The organism is Parasphingorhabdus sp., assembly GCF_036963705.1.
GTDB lineage: Bacteria > Pseudomonadota > Alphaproteobacteria > Sphingomonadales > Sphingomonadaceae > Parasphingorhabdus.
In genome coordinates this window covers 44,404-61,677 of the sequence record NZ_JBALUT010000013.1, presented here as the reverse complement: position 1 = coordinate 61,677, position 17,274 = coordinate 44,404, and the positions used below count along the sequence as shown (strand labels likewise).

General features: G+C 58.0%; 14 protein-coding genes, 1 pseudogene and 1 riboswitch. All 15 genes and pseudogenes read right to left on the bottom strand.

What is annotated here, in order from left to right; all coding sequences use genetic code 11:
* A pseudogene (locus tag V7680_RS05120) lies at positions 1–385 on the bottom strand (aminomethyl-transferring glycine dehydrogenase subunit GcvPB); the annotation flags it as partial.
* A complete protein-coding gene (gene gcvPA, locus V7680_RS05115; protein WP_335652207.1) occupies positions 382–1,740 on the bottom strand; it encodes an aminomethyl-transferring glycine dehydrogenase subunit GcvPA in 1,359 nt (452 codons plus the stop codon). The pseudogene V7680_RS05120 and the gene gcvPA, both read right to left, overlap by 4 nt.
* 139 nt (positions 1,741–1,879) lie before the next feature.
* Positions 1,880–2,251 carry a glycine cleavage system protein GcvH gene (gene gcvH, locus V7680_RS05110; protein WP_335652206.1) on the bottom strand — a complete coding sequence of 124 codons (372 nt, stop codon included), beginning with the start codon at positions 2,249–2,251 and terminating at the stop codon, positions 1,880–1,882.
* Between the two features lie 23 nt (positions 2,252–2,274).
* On the bottom strand, positions 2,275–3,417 hold the full coding sequence (gene gcvT, locus V7680_RS05105) for a glycine cleavage system aminomethyltransferase GcvT (protein WP_335652205.1): 1,143 nt from the start codon (positions 3,415–3,417) through the stop codon (positions 2,275–2,277).
* A gap of 227 nt (positions 3,418–3,644) precedes the next feature.
* Positions 3,645–3,746: riboswitch (glycine riboswitch) on the bottom strand.
* A gap of 107 nt (positions 3,747–3,853) precedes the next feature.
* Positions 3,854–4,513, bottom strand: a complete 660-nt coding sequence (locus V7680_RS05100) for an NAD(P)H-binding protein (protein WP_335652204.1) — start codon at positions 4,511–4,513, stop codon at positions 3,854–3,856.
* 100 nt (positions 4,514–4,613) lie between these two features.
* Entirely contained in the window at positions 4,614–5,774 is a 1,161-nt protein-coding gene (locus V7680_RS05095) for a deoxyguanosinetriphosphate triphosphohydrolase (protein ID WP_335652203.1), read from the bottom strand.
* Positions 5,771–7,636 (bottom strand): SPOR domain-containing protein, encoded by a 1,866-nt coding sequence (locus V7680_RS05090; RefSeq protein WP_335652213.1) that lies wholly within the window; start codon positions 7,634–7,636, stop codon positions 5,771–5,773. Before V7680_RS05090 ends, V7680_RS05095 begins: the two co-directional genes overlap by 4 nt.
* A gap of 158 nt (positions 7,637–7,794) precedes the next feature.
* On the bottom strand, positions 7,795–9,324 hold the full coding sequence (ftsZ, locus tag V7680_RS05085) for a cell division protein FtsZ (protein ID WP_335652202.1): 1,530 nt from the start codon (positions 9,322–9,324) through the stop codon (positions 7,795–7,797).
* 104 nt (positions 9,325–9,428) lie between these two features.
* Positions 9,429–10,688 (bottom strand): cell division protein FtsA, encoded by a 1,260-nt coding sequence (gene ftsA / locus V7680_RS05080; protein ID WP_335652201.1) that lies wholly within the window; start codon positions 10,686–10,688, stop codon positions 9,429–9,431.
* A 57-nt stretch (positions 10,689–10,745) separates the two neighbouring features.
* Positions 10,746–11,642, bottom strand: a complete 897-nt coding sequence (locus V7680_RS05075; RefSeq protein ID WP_335652200.1) for a cell division protein FtsQ/DivIB — start codon at positions 11,640–11,642, stop codon at positions 10,746–10,748.
* Positions 11,639–12,571 carry a D-alanine--D-alanine ligase gene (locus V7680_RS05070; protein WP_335652199.1) on the bottom strand — a complete coding sequence of 311 codons (933 nt, stop codon included), beginning with the start codon at positions 12,569–12,571 and terminating at the stop codon, positions 11,639–11,641. Before V7680_RS05070 ends, V7680_RS05075 begins: the two co-directional genes overlap by 4 nt.
* Positions 12,568–13,464: a UDP-N-acetylmuramate dehydrogenase gene (gene murB / locus V7680_RS05065; RefSeq protein WP_335652198.1), complete on the bottom strand. Its 897-nt coding sequence runs from the start codon at positions 13,462–13,464 to the stop codon at positions 12,568–12,570. The genes V7680_RS05070 and murB overlap by 4 nt, the downstream gene beginning before the upstream one ends.
* Positions 13,461–14,867: a UDP-N-acetylmuramate--L-alanine ligase gene (gene murC, locus V7680_RS05060; protein ID WP_335652197.1), complete on the bottom strand. Its 1,407-nt coding sequence runs from the start codon at positions 14,865–14,867 to the stop codon at positions 13,461–13,463. Before murC ends, murB begins: the two co-directional genes overlap by 4 nt.
* A complete protein-coding gene (murG, locus tag V7680_RS05055; protein ID WP_335652196.1) occupies positions 14,864–16,048 on the bottom strand; it encodes an undecaprenyldiphospho-muramoylpentapeptide beta-N-acetylglucosaminyltransferase in 1,185 nt (394 codons plus the stop codon). The genes murC and murG overlap by 4 nt, the downstream gene beginning before the upstream one ends.
* Positions 16,045–17,256 carry an FtsW/RodA/SpoVE family cell cycle protein gene (locus V7680_RS05050; RefSeq protein WP_335652212.1) on the bottom strand — a complete coding sequence of 404 codons (1,212 nt, stop codon included), beginning with the start codon at positions 17,254–17,256 and terminating at the stop codon, positions 16,045–16,047. The genes murG and V7680_RS05050 overlap by 4 nt, the downstream gene beginning before the upstream one ends.
* Positions 17,257–17,274: the final 18 nt, after the last annotated feature.

The window sequence follows — 17,274 nt, the reverse complement described above, 5'->3', positions numbered from 1 at the left end:
GGTGGATATCGGCAAAGCCCTTGAGCCGCGCCATTTTCTCGTTGAGCCGCGGGTTATGCTTCATGGTGCAGCTGCCAAGCGGGAACAGGCCAACGTCGATCGCATAATTCTGGCGACTGAGGCGGGTATAGTGACGCACCATTTCGCCCTCGGACAAGCCGGGAATGGCGATCGGCGCCTCGCGTTCGAGACCGCCGAGGCGGCTTTCGACATCCGGTGCATCCGGCAGATCGACACCGCTGCGATCCGACGAGCCGATTTCAAAAATCAGCGGTTCGTCAACCATCAGGGCGCGATTGCCTGTGTGGGTGGCGACGCTATTTTGTTCCGGCATGATCAGATTGGCTTCCTGTTTTGTCGGGCGTCCTTCGGCGAGCATGTTCATGACAGGGCTCCTTCAAGTGCAGTGGCCAGATTTTCAATATCGGCATCGCTGACCGTTTCCGTCACAGCGACGACCATGCCACCGGAGAGTGCGGGATCCTCTGGATAGAGACGTCCCAGGGACACCCCGGCCAAAATGCGCTGATCCGCGAGGGTACGAATGATCGGCCTACTATCTTCTTCAAGAACCAGAGTGAACTCGTTGAAAAAGCTGTCGTTCATCAGCTTCACGCCTTCAATTTTAGACAGACGGTCAGCCGCCTGCACTGTCTTTTTGTGATTGAGCATCGCCAGTTCGCGCAGCCCCTTCTCACCGAGCAAGGTCATGTGCGCAGTAAAGGCAAGCGCGCAAAGGCCGCTGTTGGTGCAGATATTCGACGTCGCTTTCTCGCGGCGGATATGCTGCTCACGGGTGGACAGCGTCAACACGAAGCCGCGCTTGCCTTCGGCATCAACGGTCTCGCCGCAAAGCCGACCGGGCATCTGCCGGACATATTTTTGCTTGCACCCGAACAGCCCGACATAAGGACCGCCAAATTGCAGGCCGACGCCCAATGACTGGCCTTCGCCGACGACGATATCCGCATCCATTTCACCCGGCGATTTGATCGCGCCGAGAGCCACGGGTTCGGTAACCACGGCGATCAGCAATGCTTTATATTTGTGCGCTTTTTCCGCGATCGCGGACAAGTCGCCGATGCGACCCAATATATCAGGATATTGCACGACGACGCAGCTAGTGTCGTCGTCAATCTGGTCGAGCATGTTCTGGCCATCGGTCGCAGCTTCGAGGGTCGGTGCCTGATAGGACAGATCATCCTTGGTGAAGCGCGCCATGGTCTTGGCAACCGAAACATAATGGGGGTGCAATCCGGACGAAAGGATCGCCTTGCTGCGTTTGGTGATCCGGCGGGCCATGGTGATTGCTTCCCAGCAGGCAGTCGAGCCGTCATACATCGAGGCATTGGCGACATCGACGCCGAACAGGCGAGCGATCTGGGTCTGGAATTCAAACAGCGTCTGCAATGTGCCCTGCGCGATTTCCGGCTGATAGGGCGTATAAGCGGTGAGAAATTCCCCGCGCTGGATGATATGGTCAACGCTCGCCGGAACATGGTGGCGATAAGCCCCTGCCCCGAGGAAGAACGGCATGTCACCGGCAGCGTGGTTCTTGCGCGCCAGCGCCTTCATATGCGACTCGACCGCCATCTCGCCTGCGTGCATCGGCAGGCCGTCGATCGGCCCGGTCAACCGGGCTTCTTCCGGCACATCAACGAACAGATCGTCGACCGATTTCGCGCCGATTGTCGCCAGCATCGATTGCCGGTCGTCGGGAGTCAGCGGGAGATAACGCATAGAGTCTTCCTTCACTTTAGCCCCTCCTCTTCTGAGGAGAGATTGGGGTGGTGTGGTAATTCAACATTCAAATCGCGAGCGACACTGGCGCATCGCCGCCACCCCTTGATTCCCTCCTCAGAAAAGGAGGGGAAAATCGTCAAAGATCGTCGACAAACGCCTTATAGGCTTTCTCGTCCATCAGATCGTCGAGCTCGTCCTTGTCAGACAAGGTGATCCGGAAAAACCAGCCGTCTTCTTCGGCCGATGAATTGACCAGTCCGGGTTCGTCTTCCAGCGCTTCGTTCACTTCTATCACTTCACCGGAAACAGCCGCATAGACGTCTGACGCAGCCTTCACTGATTCTACCACTGCAGCATCGTCACCCTGACTAAGCTCAGACCCGACTTCAGGTGTTTCGATAAACACAATGTCGCCCAGCTGTTCCTGCGCATAGTCGGTAATCCCGACGGTGGCGGTGTCGCCCTCGACGTCGACCCATTCATGTTCCTCGGTGAAATATCGGCTCATGCTCGTTTCCTCTTCCTGTCAATCTATAGCTTGGGTTTGCGGTGATAATTATGCGGTACAAAGGGCATATCGGCCACGGTGCAAGCAATTTTTTTGCCGCGCTGTTCGATTGTGACCGCCGTGCCGGTTTCGGACAATGCCATCGGAACATAGGCCATGGCAATCGGACGCTGGAGCGTTGGCGAAAAACCGCCGCTTGTGACATTGCCGATCGTGGCACCGGCATCATCGACGACAGCGGCGCCTTCTCTTATGGGCTGGCGGCCATCAACGAAAAGCCCGACGCGTTTTTTCGTCGCCTTGTCAGGATATTGCGCCAGCACTCTCTCGGCGCCAGCAAAATTGCCTTCTTCGCGCCGTGCCTTGGACAACGCAAAGTTCAGATTCGCTTCGACCGGCAACAGTTCCGGTCCCATATCATGGCCGTAAAGCGGCAGTCCGGCTTCGAGCCGCAGACTGTCGCGGGCGCCAAGGCCGATGGGTCGAACTTCCTCAAGATCCGTCAGAGCATTAGCCAGCGCCACCGCATGTTCGGCTGGTACGCTGATTTCGAAACCATCCTCGCCGGTATAGCCGGAGCGGCTGATCCCGAGCGGGATATCATTCCATAGGAATGGCCCTGCTTCCATGAAGTAGAGATCGGTCGGCACGGGCCAACCCGCTTGCAATGGCTGAATATCCAGCTTGGCCAGAGCGGCTGATGCCTTGGGACCCTGCAGAGCCAGCAATGCCGCGTCTTCGAGATGATTGAGCGTGACATGATCAGGCAATCGATCGCGCATATAGGCGATATCGTCGTGCTTGGTCGCGCCATTGACCACCAGATAGAGATTATGGCCGGTGTTGGTGACCATCAGATCGTCCAATATCCCGCCATCCTGAGCGAGCAGCAAAGTATAGCGGATCTTGCCCGCAGCCAGCGCCGACAGATTGCCCGGCGTAATCCGCTCGAGCGCATCGGCTGCGCCCTCGCCGGTCAGCTGGACCTGTCCCATGTGGGAAACGTCGAACAGGCCCGCTTCGGTGCGGGTCCACAGATGCTCGGCCATCACGCCTTCATATTGCACCGGCATTTCATAGCCGGCAAACGGCACCATCCGCGCGCCGAGGCCGCGATGCCAGTCACCCAAGGGAAGTTGTTTCAGATTTTCCGTGGTTTCACTCATATATATTCCGCATCAAGAAGACAGCCCGCAGCAAAGCCCTGCAAAACTGCCCCCTCTGTCACGGAACCTGAGAGTTTTCCTGCCTTCGCTAAAGCTTCGGCGGACAAGCCCGCTTCTGCTATCCGGCTTTGGCAGACCTTGTCCGCCGTAGCCTTGGCGAAGGAGGATTTCCCCTTCGGTGGCCCACCATAGCTTAAGCGACGGAAGGCTCTTTCCAGAGTGCTTGTGAGACGTTTGCGGTCCGTTGGCCTGAGAGTTTCCGGGGCGGTTGCTCCTTCGGCGGCTTTTCGGTCTGTTGGGATAGAAAAACACTCTCCCGCAACGCCTCTTGACCCTTGCCCGAAAGCACCGATCAAAAAGCAGCTTTATGAGTGGAACAGTGGGCGGAAGGAGTCAACGATTCTGTTGTGCGGTGCAGTATTTTTGTCAGCGGCCCTCAAACCAGCTCCCAGATCGCATCATTCTCGTGCACATATTGCCCGCCAGCGCTCTCCGCCATTAGCGCAACAATCGCATCGGCAACATCGCTGGCAAGGATCGAGCGGTAGCGGCGGAATTTTCCGTGCAATAAAAGGTCCATGATAGGGCTGGCGGCGATGGCAATGCTTTCACCGATGCGACTTTCATTGGTCCGTTCCCCTCGCAACAGGCCGGGACGAATGATATCGAGACGGTCGAATTTCTGGGCGCGCATCAGGTCCTCGGCCTCGCCCTTGATCTTCAGATAGAAGCTCGACGCGCTGCTGTCCGCCATGGTTGACGACACTGCGATAAACTGCTTCGCGCCCGCGGCCTTGGCCGCCGCTGCGACCGCACCGACCAGATCGCGGTCGACCGCGGCAAATTCTTCCTTCGACCCCGCCTTTTTCATCGTCGAGCCGAGACAGGATATCACAATATTCGGCTTTATTTTGGTAATTGTCGCCGGCCAGTTTTCCTGCAACTGGACGTGGACTTTAGCTTTGCCGACGTCCTCGCGATAGGGCCTGCGGAGCAACAGGTGGAGCTTGTTTCCCAGCCCCTGTGCAACCAGCTTGCCGGTCAGCAGGCCGCCGATCAGGCCGGTTGCGCCGACGATCAGTATTTTATCCGCCATGTCTATCATTCCCTAAAGCTGGTTTTGAACACCGTCATACCAGCGCAGGCTGGTATCCAAAGCAAAGTTTGTGAGGCTTGTTCAATTGGGTGGGGAGCGATCAGTTTTGGCCAGTCCGCTCGCCGAATATCTCGCGGTGCCGGTTCCGCGCATAGCGGTCGGTCATCCCGGCGAGAAAATCGGCGATATGGCGGATCCGGTCCGGCTCCGCTTCGGGCAGCGCCGACGCCCAGTCGTCGGGCATCAGGTCCGGCTGCTCGCGATAGGATCTCACCAGATCACCGACCATCATTTTACCCTCTTCGGCCGCCGCCATCTGTTTGGGATGGTGGTAGAGATTCTCGTACATGAAGCCTTTCAGCATCCGCTCTTTTTCCGCCATAATATCGGAAAAGCCGCCGATCATCTGGCCGGCTTGCCGGACATCCTGCGGCGATTGCAGACCCAGAGTATCAATCCGCTCCTGAGTGGTTTTCAACACATCATTGACCATCAGGCCAATCTGATCGCGGATAAGTTCGGGCAACAGTTTGGCTTGCGGGACATCGGCAAAACGGTCGCATATCACTTGCCAGCGTTCGGCAATGAACGGCAGTTCGAGCAGTTGATCGAGCGTCAGCAACCCTGCCCGCATTCCGTCGTCGATATCATGATTGTCATAGGCAATATCGTCGGCAATGGCCGCAATCTGCGCCTCCAGCGACGGCCAGTTCTTCAGTTCGAGATCCATCGCCTCATTGTCTTCTGCCAGCGCCCAGGTCGGTTTGTCGACCGGTCCATTATGCTTGGCCAGACCTTCAAGCGTTTCCCATGTCAGGTTCAACCCGTTCCAACGCGGATAAGGAGTTTCGAGCCTGGTCAGCGTCCGGATGGTTTGCGCGTTATGATCGAACCCGCCGCATTCGGCGAGGGCTTCCTGCAGCGCATCTTCCCCAGCATGGCCGAAAGGCGGGTGCCCGATATCATGCGCGAGACAGAGCGCTTCGGTCAGATCCTCGTTCAGGCCGAGTGCCCGCGCCATCGTCCGACCGATCTGAGCGACTTCGAGGCTATGGGTCAGCCGGACCCGATAATGATCACCATCGGGCGCGACAAAGACCTGGGTCTTGTGACGCAGGCGGCGGAAGGAAATGCTGTGGATGATCCGGTCGCGATCACGCTGAAAATCATCACGCGGCCCGCGGGTGACATCGCGCTTCTCATCGTGCAGCCGTCCCCGGCTGTGGGCCGGATCGCTGGCATAACTTTTCAACAGGATCATTTTCCTAGCTCGTTGACCTCGACACCATCAGCGCTTGCCCAGGCGAAACCGTCACCGCCATCTTTGCGGAAGTCGGCTTCAAAGGCCTTGGCTGCCTTGAAATCGTCGAACGGCCCGACCACCAGCCTCCGGGTATTACCCCATGGCGAGGTCCAGGTCTTGTTCCCCTTGAACAGATCGCTATGCTTTTTGGACATCCGGCGGGAATCATATTTTAGCGCGTTGAGATCCGATCCGGTCGCGATCTGCACCCAATAACGTTTGGGGTGCTCCGGTTCTTTCGGTTTGACCGGTGCTTTCACGACCGGCTTGGCGACAATTTTGGGCTTTGGCTTGGCCGGTTCGATTTCATCGAGGTCGACCGGAACCACTTCGGTTCTGGTTTCCCGCTCGGGGATATTGATACCACCCATGATTTCGGAGAGCGCTTTGGGAGCGGGGTCTGCCGCCGCCATCTCGATATTTCTCGGGGGCGAATTTGCGAGATCGAAATTGATAAGATTGACGGGCGTTCCGGCGCTCGCCTTGTCCACGGACGGTTCAGCCGGAGCGCGCTGGACTGGTGACTCCAGTTGCGGCTGCGTAACGGGCGGGCGACCGCCAATTTCAACCTTGCGCTCTATGGTCTGCGATCGCAGCTCAGGCGTCTGGCTGACGCCAAGAGCAGTTTGAAAGCCGGGCGCAGATGTCCTGACTTCGGGCTTGTCTATATCCGGCCTGATTTCGGCAGTCTTGATTGGTTCCGGCAGAATCTTCGCAGGCGCCGGTTCGGGCCGGGTATCAAACCCGGGTTTGGGTGCCGGTTCAGGCGCTACATTGGTGACAGGCTTCGCTTTCGCCGCGGCAAATACAGGCGCTCGACCGGAACCTGTGCTTGCTGGAGCGGGCAAATCAGTCCGAGCCAAGACCTGCACATCGTTCTGCTTTTTCTGCAGCCGGCTCAGTTTCCGATCAGAATATCCGCGCTCGGTCCCACCGGGACGCCGGCGCGGAGATTTGTCCGGCATAGCCAGCACGCGGGGACGCGCGGCAGTCGAGCCGAGGGCTTCGCCAACCGGGATCAGTCCCGCATCCGCGCCATCTCCGCCCCGGATCGCCATATTTGAAGCCATTTGAACGGCCGCCACATCTACACCGATATTTTCGCTGGCCGGGAAATGACCCAGATGAACTGCGGCAGCCTTCTGCGCTGCAGTCAGTTTGGGCATACGGTCAAAAAACGGTTTGATCGCTTTCGCCATCCGCCGCTCCATCGTCTGCTCGACGATATTATTGGCGTCTTTTTTCCTGCCATTCATCGCATAGATAAAGGCCCGGTTACGCCATGCGTCGCGATCGCTTTTTCGGAGCAAGGGATCGAGCTGTTCGTCGGCCAGCTCTACATCGCCGCTGATTCCCAGCGAAACAGCATAGCGCGAGACCAGTTGATCGTTGCTGTCATAACGCATGGCCAGCGCATAATCTTTCTGGGCTTCCCGGTTCCGCCCGATAAGGTCATAGGCAAGACCGCGATCCGCAGCAATTTCGCGAAGAGGAATGCCGTTGGCAACCGCCTGGTCAAAATAGCGGATTGCTCCAAAGGGATTTTCCTCCGCGAGCAGCGCTCTGCCGAGACCAACCTTCACCCTGCCGCTAGAAGAATAAATTTGGTCCGCCTTGGCAAGAAATCCGATCGCCGCACGCATATCGCCTAGTTCGAGCGCCGCCAGTCCGGCATCGGCCAGCGCGGAGGAATCGCCTGAATCTCTTGCAATCCGGCGCAGTGCGTCTTGCAGATCATCGGAGTTGGACTGGCTGCTGGATTGGGCAACAGCAGGCAGATGGGGAACACTTGTCCCAACCAGCGCCGCAGACACGACCATCAAAATTTTATATCTGTGTTTCACAAGACCTATAAAGGAATGATTGCGCATGAAATCAATCGTTCCCGCCATTCAGCGGGGCCAATGGTGGCACGGGAAAGACAAACTCCCTCGTGCCGCACCATCAGAGCCAAGATCCGCTTGAACCGGGCAGGAACTTACTGATTATTCTGCCGGTTCAAAAAGCGCGGGATGTCGAGAGGGTCAGAGGATTTATCTTCCTCACCATCGTCGGCCTCATCGGCTTTCGATCCGCCTCGAGTCAGATTGGACATCCGTTCGAACAATGTGCCACCGCCTGTCGCGACGCGCGGGGCCGGCGGCGGTTGACTGACCGAAGCGGCCTCTTCGCCTTCGTCCATTTGAATGGCATCATCACCGAGAACCAGTTCGTCTTCATCTTCATGCTCCGGCTTGACCGCAGCCATTCCGGGAGTGAGAGACGCGAAGGATGGCGTTGAGCCCGAATCTTCTTCTTCCTCGTCCTCGTCGTCGCCATAAGTTGCGACAGGAGCAGGTGTTGAATCGATTTCCGGCTCCGGCTCAGGTTGAGCTTCAAATTCCACTTCGGCTTCCGGCGCTAATTCCTGCTCGGCAGGCGCTTCTTCTTCATCGCTGGTGATCGACGATACGAAGCTAGGCGCCGACTGAGAATTTTCCTTTTTCTGTAAAGGACTGCCCATAGCGAAGGATGGTGGCGGCGCGGACGATGCCATACTGCCTTCGCTATCGATACCGGTGGCCACAACCGACACACGAATACGTCCGTCGAGATTTGAGTTAAACGCACTACCCCAGATGATGTTAGCGTCCGGATCGACCAGCTCGCGAATATGGTTGGCTGCTTCGTCGACTTCCATCAGACGCATATCTTCGCCGCCGGTAATCGATACGATAACGCCCTTAGCACCCTTCATCGAGACACCGTCGAGCAATGGATTGGCAATCGCCTTTTCCGCAGCTTCCAGAGCACGTCCGTCGCCTTCGGCTTCTCCAGTGCCCATCATCGCCTTGCCCATTTCGTGCATCACGCTGCGCACGTCGGCAAAGTCGAGATTGATCAGGCCAGGCATGACCATCAGATCGGTGATACCGCGAACGCCCTGCTGCAGGACTTCGTCAGCCAGCAAGAAGGCTTCTTTGAAAGTGGTGTTCGGATTTGCGACCAGGAATAGATTCTGGTTAGGAATGACGATCAATGTATCGACATTTTTCTGTAATTCTTCGATGCCTGCTTCAGCCGCTTTCATCCGGCGTGTGCCTTCGAAAGTGAATGGCTTGGTCACCACACCGACGGTGAGAATGCCGCGGTCGCGTGCCGCTTTGGCGATGACCGGAGCAGCGCCGGTACCAGTACCTCCACCCATGCCGGCAGCGATAAAGCACATGTGTGTGCCTTCCAGCGCCTGCTCGACTAGATCGATGGTTTCTTCAGCCGCTGCACGGCCAACTTCGGGGCGCGATCCTGCACCCAGACCCTGGGTGATATCGGGACCAAGCTGGATGCGCCGTTCGGCAGTCGCGCTGTTGAGCGATTGCGCATCGGTGTTGGTGACGATGAAATCGACGCCCTCAACCTGGGCTGCGATCATGTTGGCAATGGCGTTGCCGCCTGCTCCGCCAACTCCGATTACCGCGATTTTTGGCTTCAGTTCTTCGACTTCCGGTGGCCCAATATTGATACTCATCTCACTGTCTCCCGAGACATTTTGTCGTGCTGTCACATTTCGTTAACGCTTTGCACAAATTTGCTGTTGGAATCACCCGAAAAGTTAATTTTTTTAACAATTTTCTAAAAATTTCCCCGTATCGCCGACATCAGTCGCCCGATCACCGCAGATCCGCCATATTTGTAAACTTTTTGCTGGTCGCTGGACATCGATCGCAAATCCACTGGTTCCTGCGACGCATAGAGAGCCAGCCCTGCGAGACCAGCGAATGCAGGGCCGCTATGGGCTTCGGGAAGCGCGCTCAGGCCAGTCGGGCGACCGATGCGCACCGTCCGTCCCAAAGCAGACTGGGCGTAATCGGCAATGCCTTTGAGCTCGGCTCCGCCGCCGGTGAGTACTACCTGTCGGCCAACAGGTCCGGTAAAGCCCAGTTCTTTCAGCGCCCGGCCGATTTCTCCGATCAGATGATCGAGACGCTGGCGGATAACCGCAATCAGCTGCGCTCTGGTGATCCGTCCGTCTTCGTCACTATGTTCGGCGGTTTTTTCCAGGTCCAGATTGATGACATCATGATTGTCGCGCGGGCTGGTCGTGGCGGAACCATAGAAACATTTGATCCGTTCGGCTTGAGCCCGCCGCAAACCGAAGGAAGAGGCGATATCATCGGTGATATCGGCGGCTCCATAAGGCAATGTCGTCAGACCGACCAGCATCCCGCCGGCGAACAGCGAAACATTGGTCACTTCCGCGCCCATTTCGACCAGTGCTACGCCCAGCTCGCGTTCTTCCCGCGACAGGCAGGCGGTTCCGGCAGCAATTGGCGATGCGACAATCGATTTCACGTTCAGATGCGCGCCGCGCACGCTCATGTCGATATTGCGAACCGGCGAGCCTTCGGCAAGGATGACATGGATATCCACGCCAAGACGATCGGCGTGCAGCCCTTTCGGCTTCTTGACCCCGTTCAGACCATCAAGCGTGTAAAGAGCGGGCTGCGCATGCAGCACCATCTTTCCCTTGGGGTCGATACTATTGCGTCCGGCGTCGAGCAGCAGATCAATATCTTCCTGCTCGATCCGGTGGCCACCCAATTCGGTTTCGACCGAGGTCAGCATGCTCTGCAGACCGCCAGCGGAAAAGCTGACCCAGACATCGTCAATATTGGTCCCGGCAATCCGTTCGGCTTGCTCGACCGCGTCCCGGACATCCATTTCGGTTGTTTCGGTATCGGCAATATAGCCCCGTTTCACGCCCTTGCTGGCCCGCTGTCCGGTACCAAGGACAGTCAGTTCGCCATTGTCCATCCGCCCGGCAATCATCGCCGAGATTTTCGACGAGCCGATGTCCAATGCTGTGAAGATTTTTTCCACCCGTGCTGCCATTTGTCTAGTCCCCCACTTCGGTCATTGTCGTCAATATGCAATCCACTATATCGGCGATCAACTCTCCGGACCATCCGCAATCTGGTCGCCCGCTGCCGATTTCGGCGGCATTCGCAGATAGGCCCGTTCGGCGTCGCGCAAATCAAAATGGACGACTCCGCGCCCGAGCAACCGGTTGACACCGTCCATGCGTGCAAAATTCAGCAAGGCTGCCGAAGCGGTTTGCTCGCCTTCGGGCAGAGCGAGCGTCTCGCCGCTGTCAAATTCCAGATCCCAGCGCCGGTTGCCGACCCAGGTCGCACCGGTCACCATCGGACGGAGCGCAGGCGCTACATCGAGCAAGGAATTCAACTGGGCAAACTTCAGATTGGCTTTCTTGCCGACAATCACCGGCAGGTCGGGAATTTCTTCCTTGCTGATTTTTTCCAGTGGATAGCCGGTCTTGTCGATCAGCGAGAGCTGGCCCTGGTTCTGCCAGACCGCAACCGGCTCGCGCTCGACAATATCGACGACCAGCGTGTCTGGCAGTCGCCGCGAAATCCGGACGTCCTTGATCCAGCCATCGGCCAGCAAATCGTCCCGCACAGCATCGATATCGACCAGCATCATCGAACGATCTTTCTGCGCCAGGGTGATTTCATAGACTTTCAGCTCGTCGATCCGGTTGACGCCGCTGACCTCGACCCGCTTCACCTCGAAACCGGCTTTACCCACCGCTGCAGCGACCTCGGTCTTGATCCGTTCGTTGATGCCGGAATAATGGGCGACGCTATAGGCACCGAGAATGAACACCGCGACCAGCGCTATGGTCAGACCTTTTTGCACCTGCGCCTCGGTAACCGGCATAGCGCGCAACATCTTGTCAAAAATCGACACTTGCTTGACCGTGCGCCGTGCCTGCTTGCGCGGCTTACCCTTGGGCTTGCGGTTTGTGCGTCTCTGGGTGGCTGTCATAGCGCTTCTCTCACGATCAATTCGACCAGTTGCTCATAGCTGATCCCCATCTGCTTTGCTTGTTCGGGAACGAGGCTGAGCGGGGTCATGCCGGGCTGGGTGTTGGTTTCCAGTACGAACAGGCCGGCCGCGCCCTGTTCGTCGTCCCAGCGGAAATCGGTGCGCGAAGTGCCCTTGCATCCCAGAACCCGATGGGCGCGCAAGGCATAGTCGAGACATAATTTCTCGATATCTTCTGGGATTTCGGCGGGGCAGACATGCTGGGTCAGGCCCTCTGTATATTTCGCAGCATAGTCGTAGAATCCCTGCGCGGTTTTCAACTCGGTCACGCACAGCGCCTTGCCGCCGACAACCGCCGTGGTCAGTTCGCGCCCCTTGATGAAGGGCTCTGCGAGCAGTTCGTCAAATTCCTGCCACGGACCGGCTACATCGCGGCCGATCGGATTGCCGTAATTGCTGTCGTCGGTCACGATCGCGACACCGACGGAAGAGCCTTCGTTGACCGGTTTGAGAACATAAGGGCGAGGAAGCGGGTCGGCTTCGTAGAGGCTCTCACTGGAAACGATGGTACCTGCGGGCATCGGGATACCGGCGGGGACCAGCTGCTGTTTGGTCAGTTCCTTGTCGATCGCAATGACCGATGTTGCCAGCCCGCTATGGGTATAGGGAATTTGCATCAGATCGAGCATGCCCTGAACGCTGCCATCTTCACCCGGCACGCCGTGTAGCGCGTTGAACACGACATCGGGCCGTATTCCGTCAAGGATGAGGGCGATATTGCGATCCATGTCGACCCTTGAAACCTTGTGGCCGTTCTTCTCCAGCGCATCAGCCACACCGTTGCCGCTGCTCAGTGATACTTCGCGTTCTGCAGACCAACCACCCATCAGGACGGCGACGTGGAGCTTCTTGTTATCGTTGTCGCTCATGCTTCATCCCCCACCCGCTGAATTTCCCAATATAGTTCAACGCCCGAATGGGCTTTGACCCGCTTGCGCACTTCGTTGCCGAGCGCCTCGATATCGGCCGAGGTTGCGCCACCGAGGTTGAGCAGGAAATTGCAATGTTTCTCCGAGACTTGTGCCTGTCCGATTTGCAGCCCGCGGCAGCCTGCTTCGTCGACCAGTTGCCAGGCCTTGTGACCTTCAGGATTTTTGAACGTGGAACCACCGGTCTTGGAGCGCAGCGGCTGCGAAGCCTCGCGCTCGTCGCCAATGCGTTTCATTTCCGCCCCGATGACCACAGGATCGCCGTTTTCGCCGACCATGGTAGCGCTGACCACAATCGCCCCTTCGGGCAGAGCAGAATGGCGATAGGTATAGCCCATTTCGGCCAGCGGGATCGTCACCAGATCACCGTTGCGCAGGATCACGTCGGCGCTCACCAATATGTCACAGACTTCGCGGCCATAAGCGCCGGCGTTCATCCGAACCGCACCACCAATGGTGCCGGGGATGCCGCGCAAAAATTCCATTCCCGCAATACCATTGTCGCGGGCTTTGCTTGCTGCCGAAATGCCCGGCGCACCTGCGCCGCAGCGCAACGTCAGGCCGTCCGCTTCAATGCCGGCGAAAGCCTTGCCCAGCCTGATCACAATGCCGCGGATGCCGCCATCGCGAATGATCAGATTTGATCCAAGCCCGAGCGGCCAGACCGCTATCGCCGGATCAAGGTCGCGGAGAAACTGTTGCAGATCTTCAATATCTTTCGGCTCGAACAACCACTCGGCCGCGCCGCCGCTCTTGAACCAGACGAGCGGAGCCAATGCCGCGCCTTCGGTCAGCTTGCCGCGAGTGACAGGCATGGTGGCAACCGCGTTCATTTCCGTGCCTCGGCGATACCATCCGCAAGTCCTGCGGCCCATTTCGTGATGTCCCCTGCCCCGAGGCAGATGATCATATCTTGCGGCTGCATTACTTCGGCCAATCGTTTGGCCAGCGCCTTCTCGTCCGCAACGGTTTCGGCAAGCCGATGGCCGCGGACCTTCAGCCCGTTGACCAGAGCATCGCTGTCGATTCCTTCGATCGGGTCTTCACCGGCGACATAGACCGGCGTTACGAACACCATATCGGCATCGTTAAAGGCACCCTGAAACTCTTCCATATGGTCGCGCAAGCGGGTGAAACGGTGCGGCTGGACCACGGCGATCACGCGGCCTTGCGCGCCTTCGCGCGCTGCCGACAGCACCGCCTGAATTTCCACCGGATGATGGCCATAGTCATCGATGATGGCCACGCCGTCGACTTCACCGACCTTGGTAAAGCGCCGTTTAACGCCGCCGAAATGATCAAAGCCCTTGGCGATCTGCTCGTCGGTCATGCCCATTTCGAGGCCAACGGCGACGGCCGCTATGGCGTTCTGGACATTGTGACGGCCGGGCATCGGCAGGGTGATCGCTTCGATGGTTCTGGTCTCGCCATCGCGGTCGCGCACGACCACGTCGAAGCGGTTGCCACCGGCGATCGGGGTGACATTGATACCCTTGACGTCGGCCTGAGCGGAGAAACCATAAGTGATGATCCGCCGGTCGCGGATGCGGGTCAGCACCGCCTGCACTTCGGGATGGTCGACGCACAGGATCGCGGCACCATAAAAAGGTACATTCTCGATAAATTCGACGAAACTGTCCTTGATCTTGTCGAAGCTGCCGTAATGATCGAGATGTTCGGCGTCGATATTGGTGACGACCGCGATCGTGCCGTCGAGCCGCAGGAAACTGCCGTCGCTTTCGTCGGCCTCGATCACCATCCACTCGCCGGCGCCGAGCCGCGCGTTCGAACCATATTGATTGATGATCCCGCCGTTGATTACAGTCGGATCGATGCCGCCCGCATCCAGCATCGCTGCGACCATCGAAGTGGTCGTGGTCTTGCCGTGGGTTCCGGCAATCGCGATGGTCGATTTTAGCCGCATCAACTCGGCGAGCATTTCTGCCCGGCGCACCAATGGTATCCGGTTGGCCAGCGCCGCTTCCACTTCCGGATTGCCGCGCTTGACCGCCGTTGAAGTCACAACGACTGCTGTGCCTTCGACATTCTCTGCATTCTGGCCGATTTTGACATCAATGCCCTTGGCGCGCAGGCCATCAATAACATAGCCTTCGGCGATGTCGCTGCCCTGCACCTGATAGCCCATATTGTGCATCACTTCGGCGATGCCCGACATGCCGATGCCGCCGATGCCGACAAAATGGATCGTCCCGATATCCGTACCTACGCCCTTCACTGGACACTATCCTTGGCCAGAGCTTCCTTGCGGGACGTTATCATTTGCTGCTTTTCCTTCTTCACCTTCATGGTGTTACCCAGAGGCGAGGTGCCGATGCTTTCGACCAGATCGGCAAGATCGTTGACCGCTTCCGGCCGACCGCATTTCGCCGCAAAGCGTGCGGCATTTTCCAACGCGCCCGGCTGCAGCGCCATCTTCTGCATCTGCTTGGCCAGCTCCTTGGCGGTAAACCGGGATTGCGGGATCGAGCGCGCGCCCCCGGATGCAACCATTTCTTTGACATTATACGTTTGATGATCATCCATAGCGCTTGGCAGAGGGACAAGGATCGCCGGCCGACCGGCGGTGGTCAACTCGGCAATTGTCGAGGCCCCTGCCCGACCGATCACCAGATGCGCCCAGCCCAGTCTCTGTGGTAGATCCGGCAGATAAGTCGCCAGCTCCGCCGGGATATCATGTTCGGCATATTTCGCACGCACGCTCTCGATATCATCCTCGCGGCATTGCTGGGTGATCTGCAGACGGCGGCGCAAGTGCATCGGCAGCATAGCCATCGCGTCCGGGACAACGTCGGAAAGAATCGAGGCACCCTGGCTTCCGCCGGTCACCAGCACCCGGAAAATACCCTCTTCGGACAGTGGCGGATAGGGTTCTTCGCGCAGCGCCACCACTTCCTCGCGAACCGGATTTCCGACCAGGTGGACCTTGTTCTGATATTTCGGCTTGATCCGCAGGACATCGGGATAAGCGGTTGCGATAGCGTTGACCGAACGCGCCGCGAGCCGGTTGACCCGGCCCAATACTGCATTTTGCTCGTGCACGATGGTCGGAATATTGCGACTGTTGGCGGCGAGCAGCGCGGGATAGGCCGGGTAACCACCGAATCCGATAATCGCCGAGGGCTGGAATGTTTCGTACAACTGCATCGCCATCCGGCGACCCTTGAGAATGGCGCGAGTTCCCCCGATCCAGCTGCGCGGGTCCTTGGTGATCCGGCCCGCGGGCAGGACATGGACCTGACCCTCGTCGACCATGCCGGGAATTTTCTCTCCACGAGCATCGGTGATCAGCGCCACTCGATGACCACGCAAGACCAGCTCTTTGGCCAGCGCATAGGCCGGGATCATGTGACCTCCGGTGCCGCCAGCCGCCAGAACATAATGTTTCGAAAAACTCATACCGCTATCCGTCCTCGCTCGGGCCAGGCCGAGACATAGTGTGAACGGTCAAGATACGGGTTCCGACGGGTAAATGCGAGCAAAAGTCCGACGCCGATGCACAAAGCCAACACCGATGAGCCGCCGTAGCTGATCAGCGGTAGAGTCATGCCCTTGGATGGGAAGAGCTGGAGGTTTACCGCCATGTTAATCAATGCCTGTCCACCGAACTGGGCGGTGAGGCCGGACACGGCGAGGATGATGAAATTATCTTCTTCGTCGAGAAGCCGCAAAAAAACACGAACGATGATTGCGAGATAGACAAGCGCGATGGCCATGCAGGCAAGCAGGCCGAATTCTTCGCCGATGACGGAGAAAATATAGTCAGTATGCGCCTCTGGCAGCTTGAATTTTGCTGTACCCAGGCCCGGGCCGGTGCCGAGCAGGCCGCCACCGGTCAACGCCTTATGCGCGAACATCACCTGATCAAATTCACCGCCGCCGAATAGCCATGCGTTGATCCGCTGGGTTGCCACGGGATAGAAGAAATAGGCTCCGACCAGACCGCCGACACCCCCGACACCCACCGCAGCGATCAGGCGCGCGGACAGGCCGGAGACCGTCATCACCGCGAACCAGATGCCGCAGAACACAATCGTTTCGCCAAGATTGGGCTGCATCATCAACAGGATCGCGATGACCCCGGTCAATATGATGGAAAGCGAGATTACCGGCAGGCCCGGGTCCTTGACCCTGAGCGACAGCAGCCAGGCAAGAGACACCGCATAAAGCGGCTTTAAAAACTCACCCGGTTGAATCGTCGCAAAACCATAGCCAATCCAGCGCTGCGCGCCGTTAACGGTTTTCCCGAGAACCGGCACGAGAAATAGCAATATCAAGGCGGCAATAGCGCCCAGAATTGCGAAGCGTCGCGCCTGTTCCTTTGGCAGCATGGAAACCACCAGCATCAGTGGAATGCCAACGATAACCCAGCCAAGCTGGCGATAGAAATAATATAGGGGATCGATCGAAACGGCTTCCGTGCTTTGCTTCAGCGCGGTGACTGGCGACGCAGCCGCAACCGCGATCAAACCAATTGCGAGCAACGTAAGGATCAAACCAAGTAGAACCCGGTCCAGTTCCCAGAACCAGACCGCTAGCGGGGAGCGATCGCTCCGTCCGAGCCGTGATTGCAACTGGAAACGCTTCTTTTTCAGGCCCCCGGCCATCTCGGGTTGGGAGTTTTT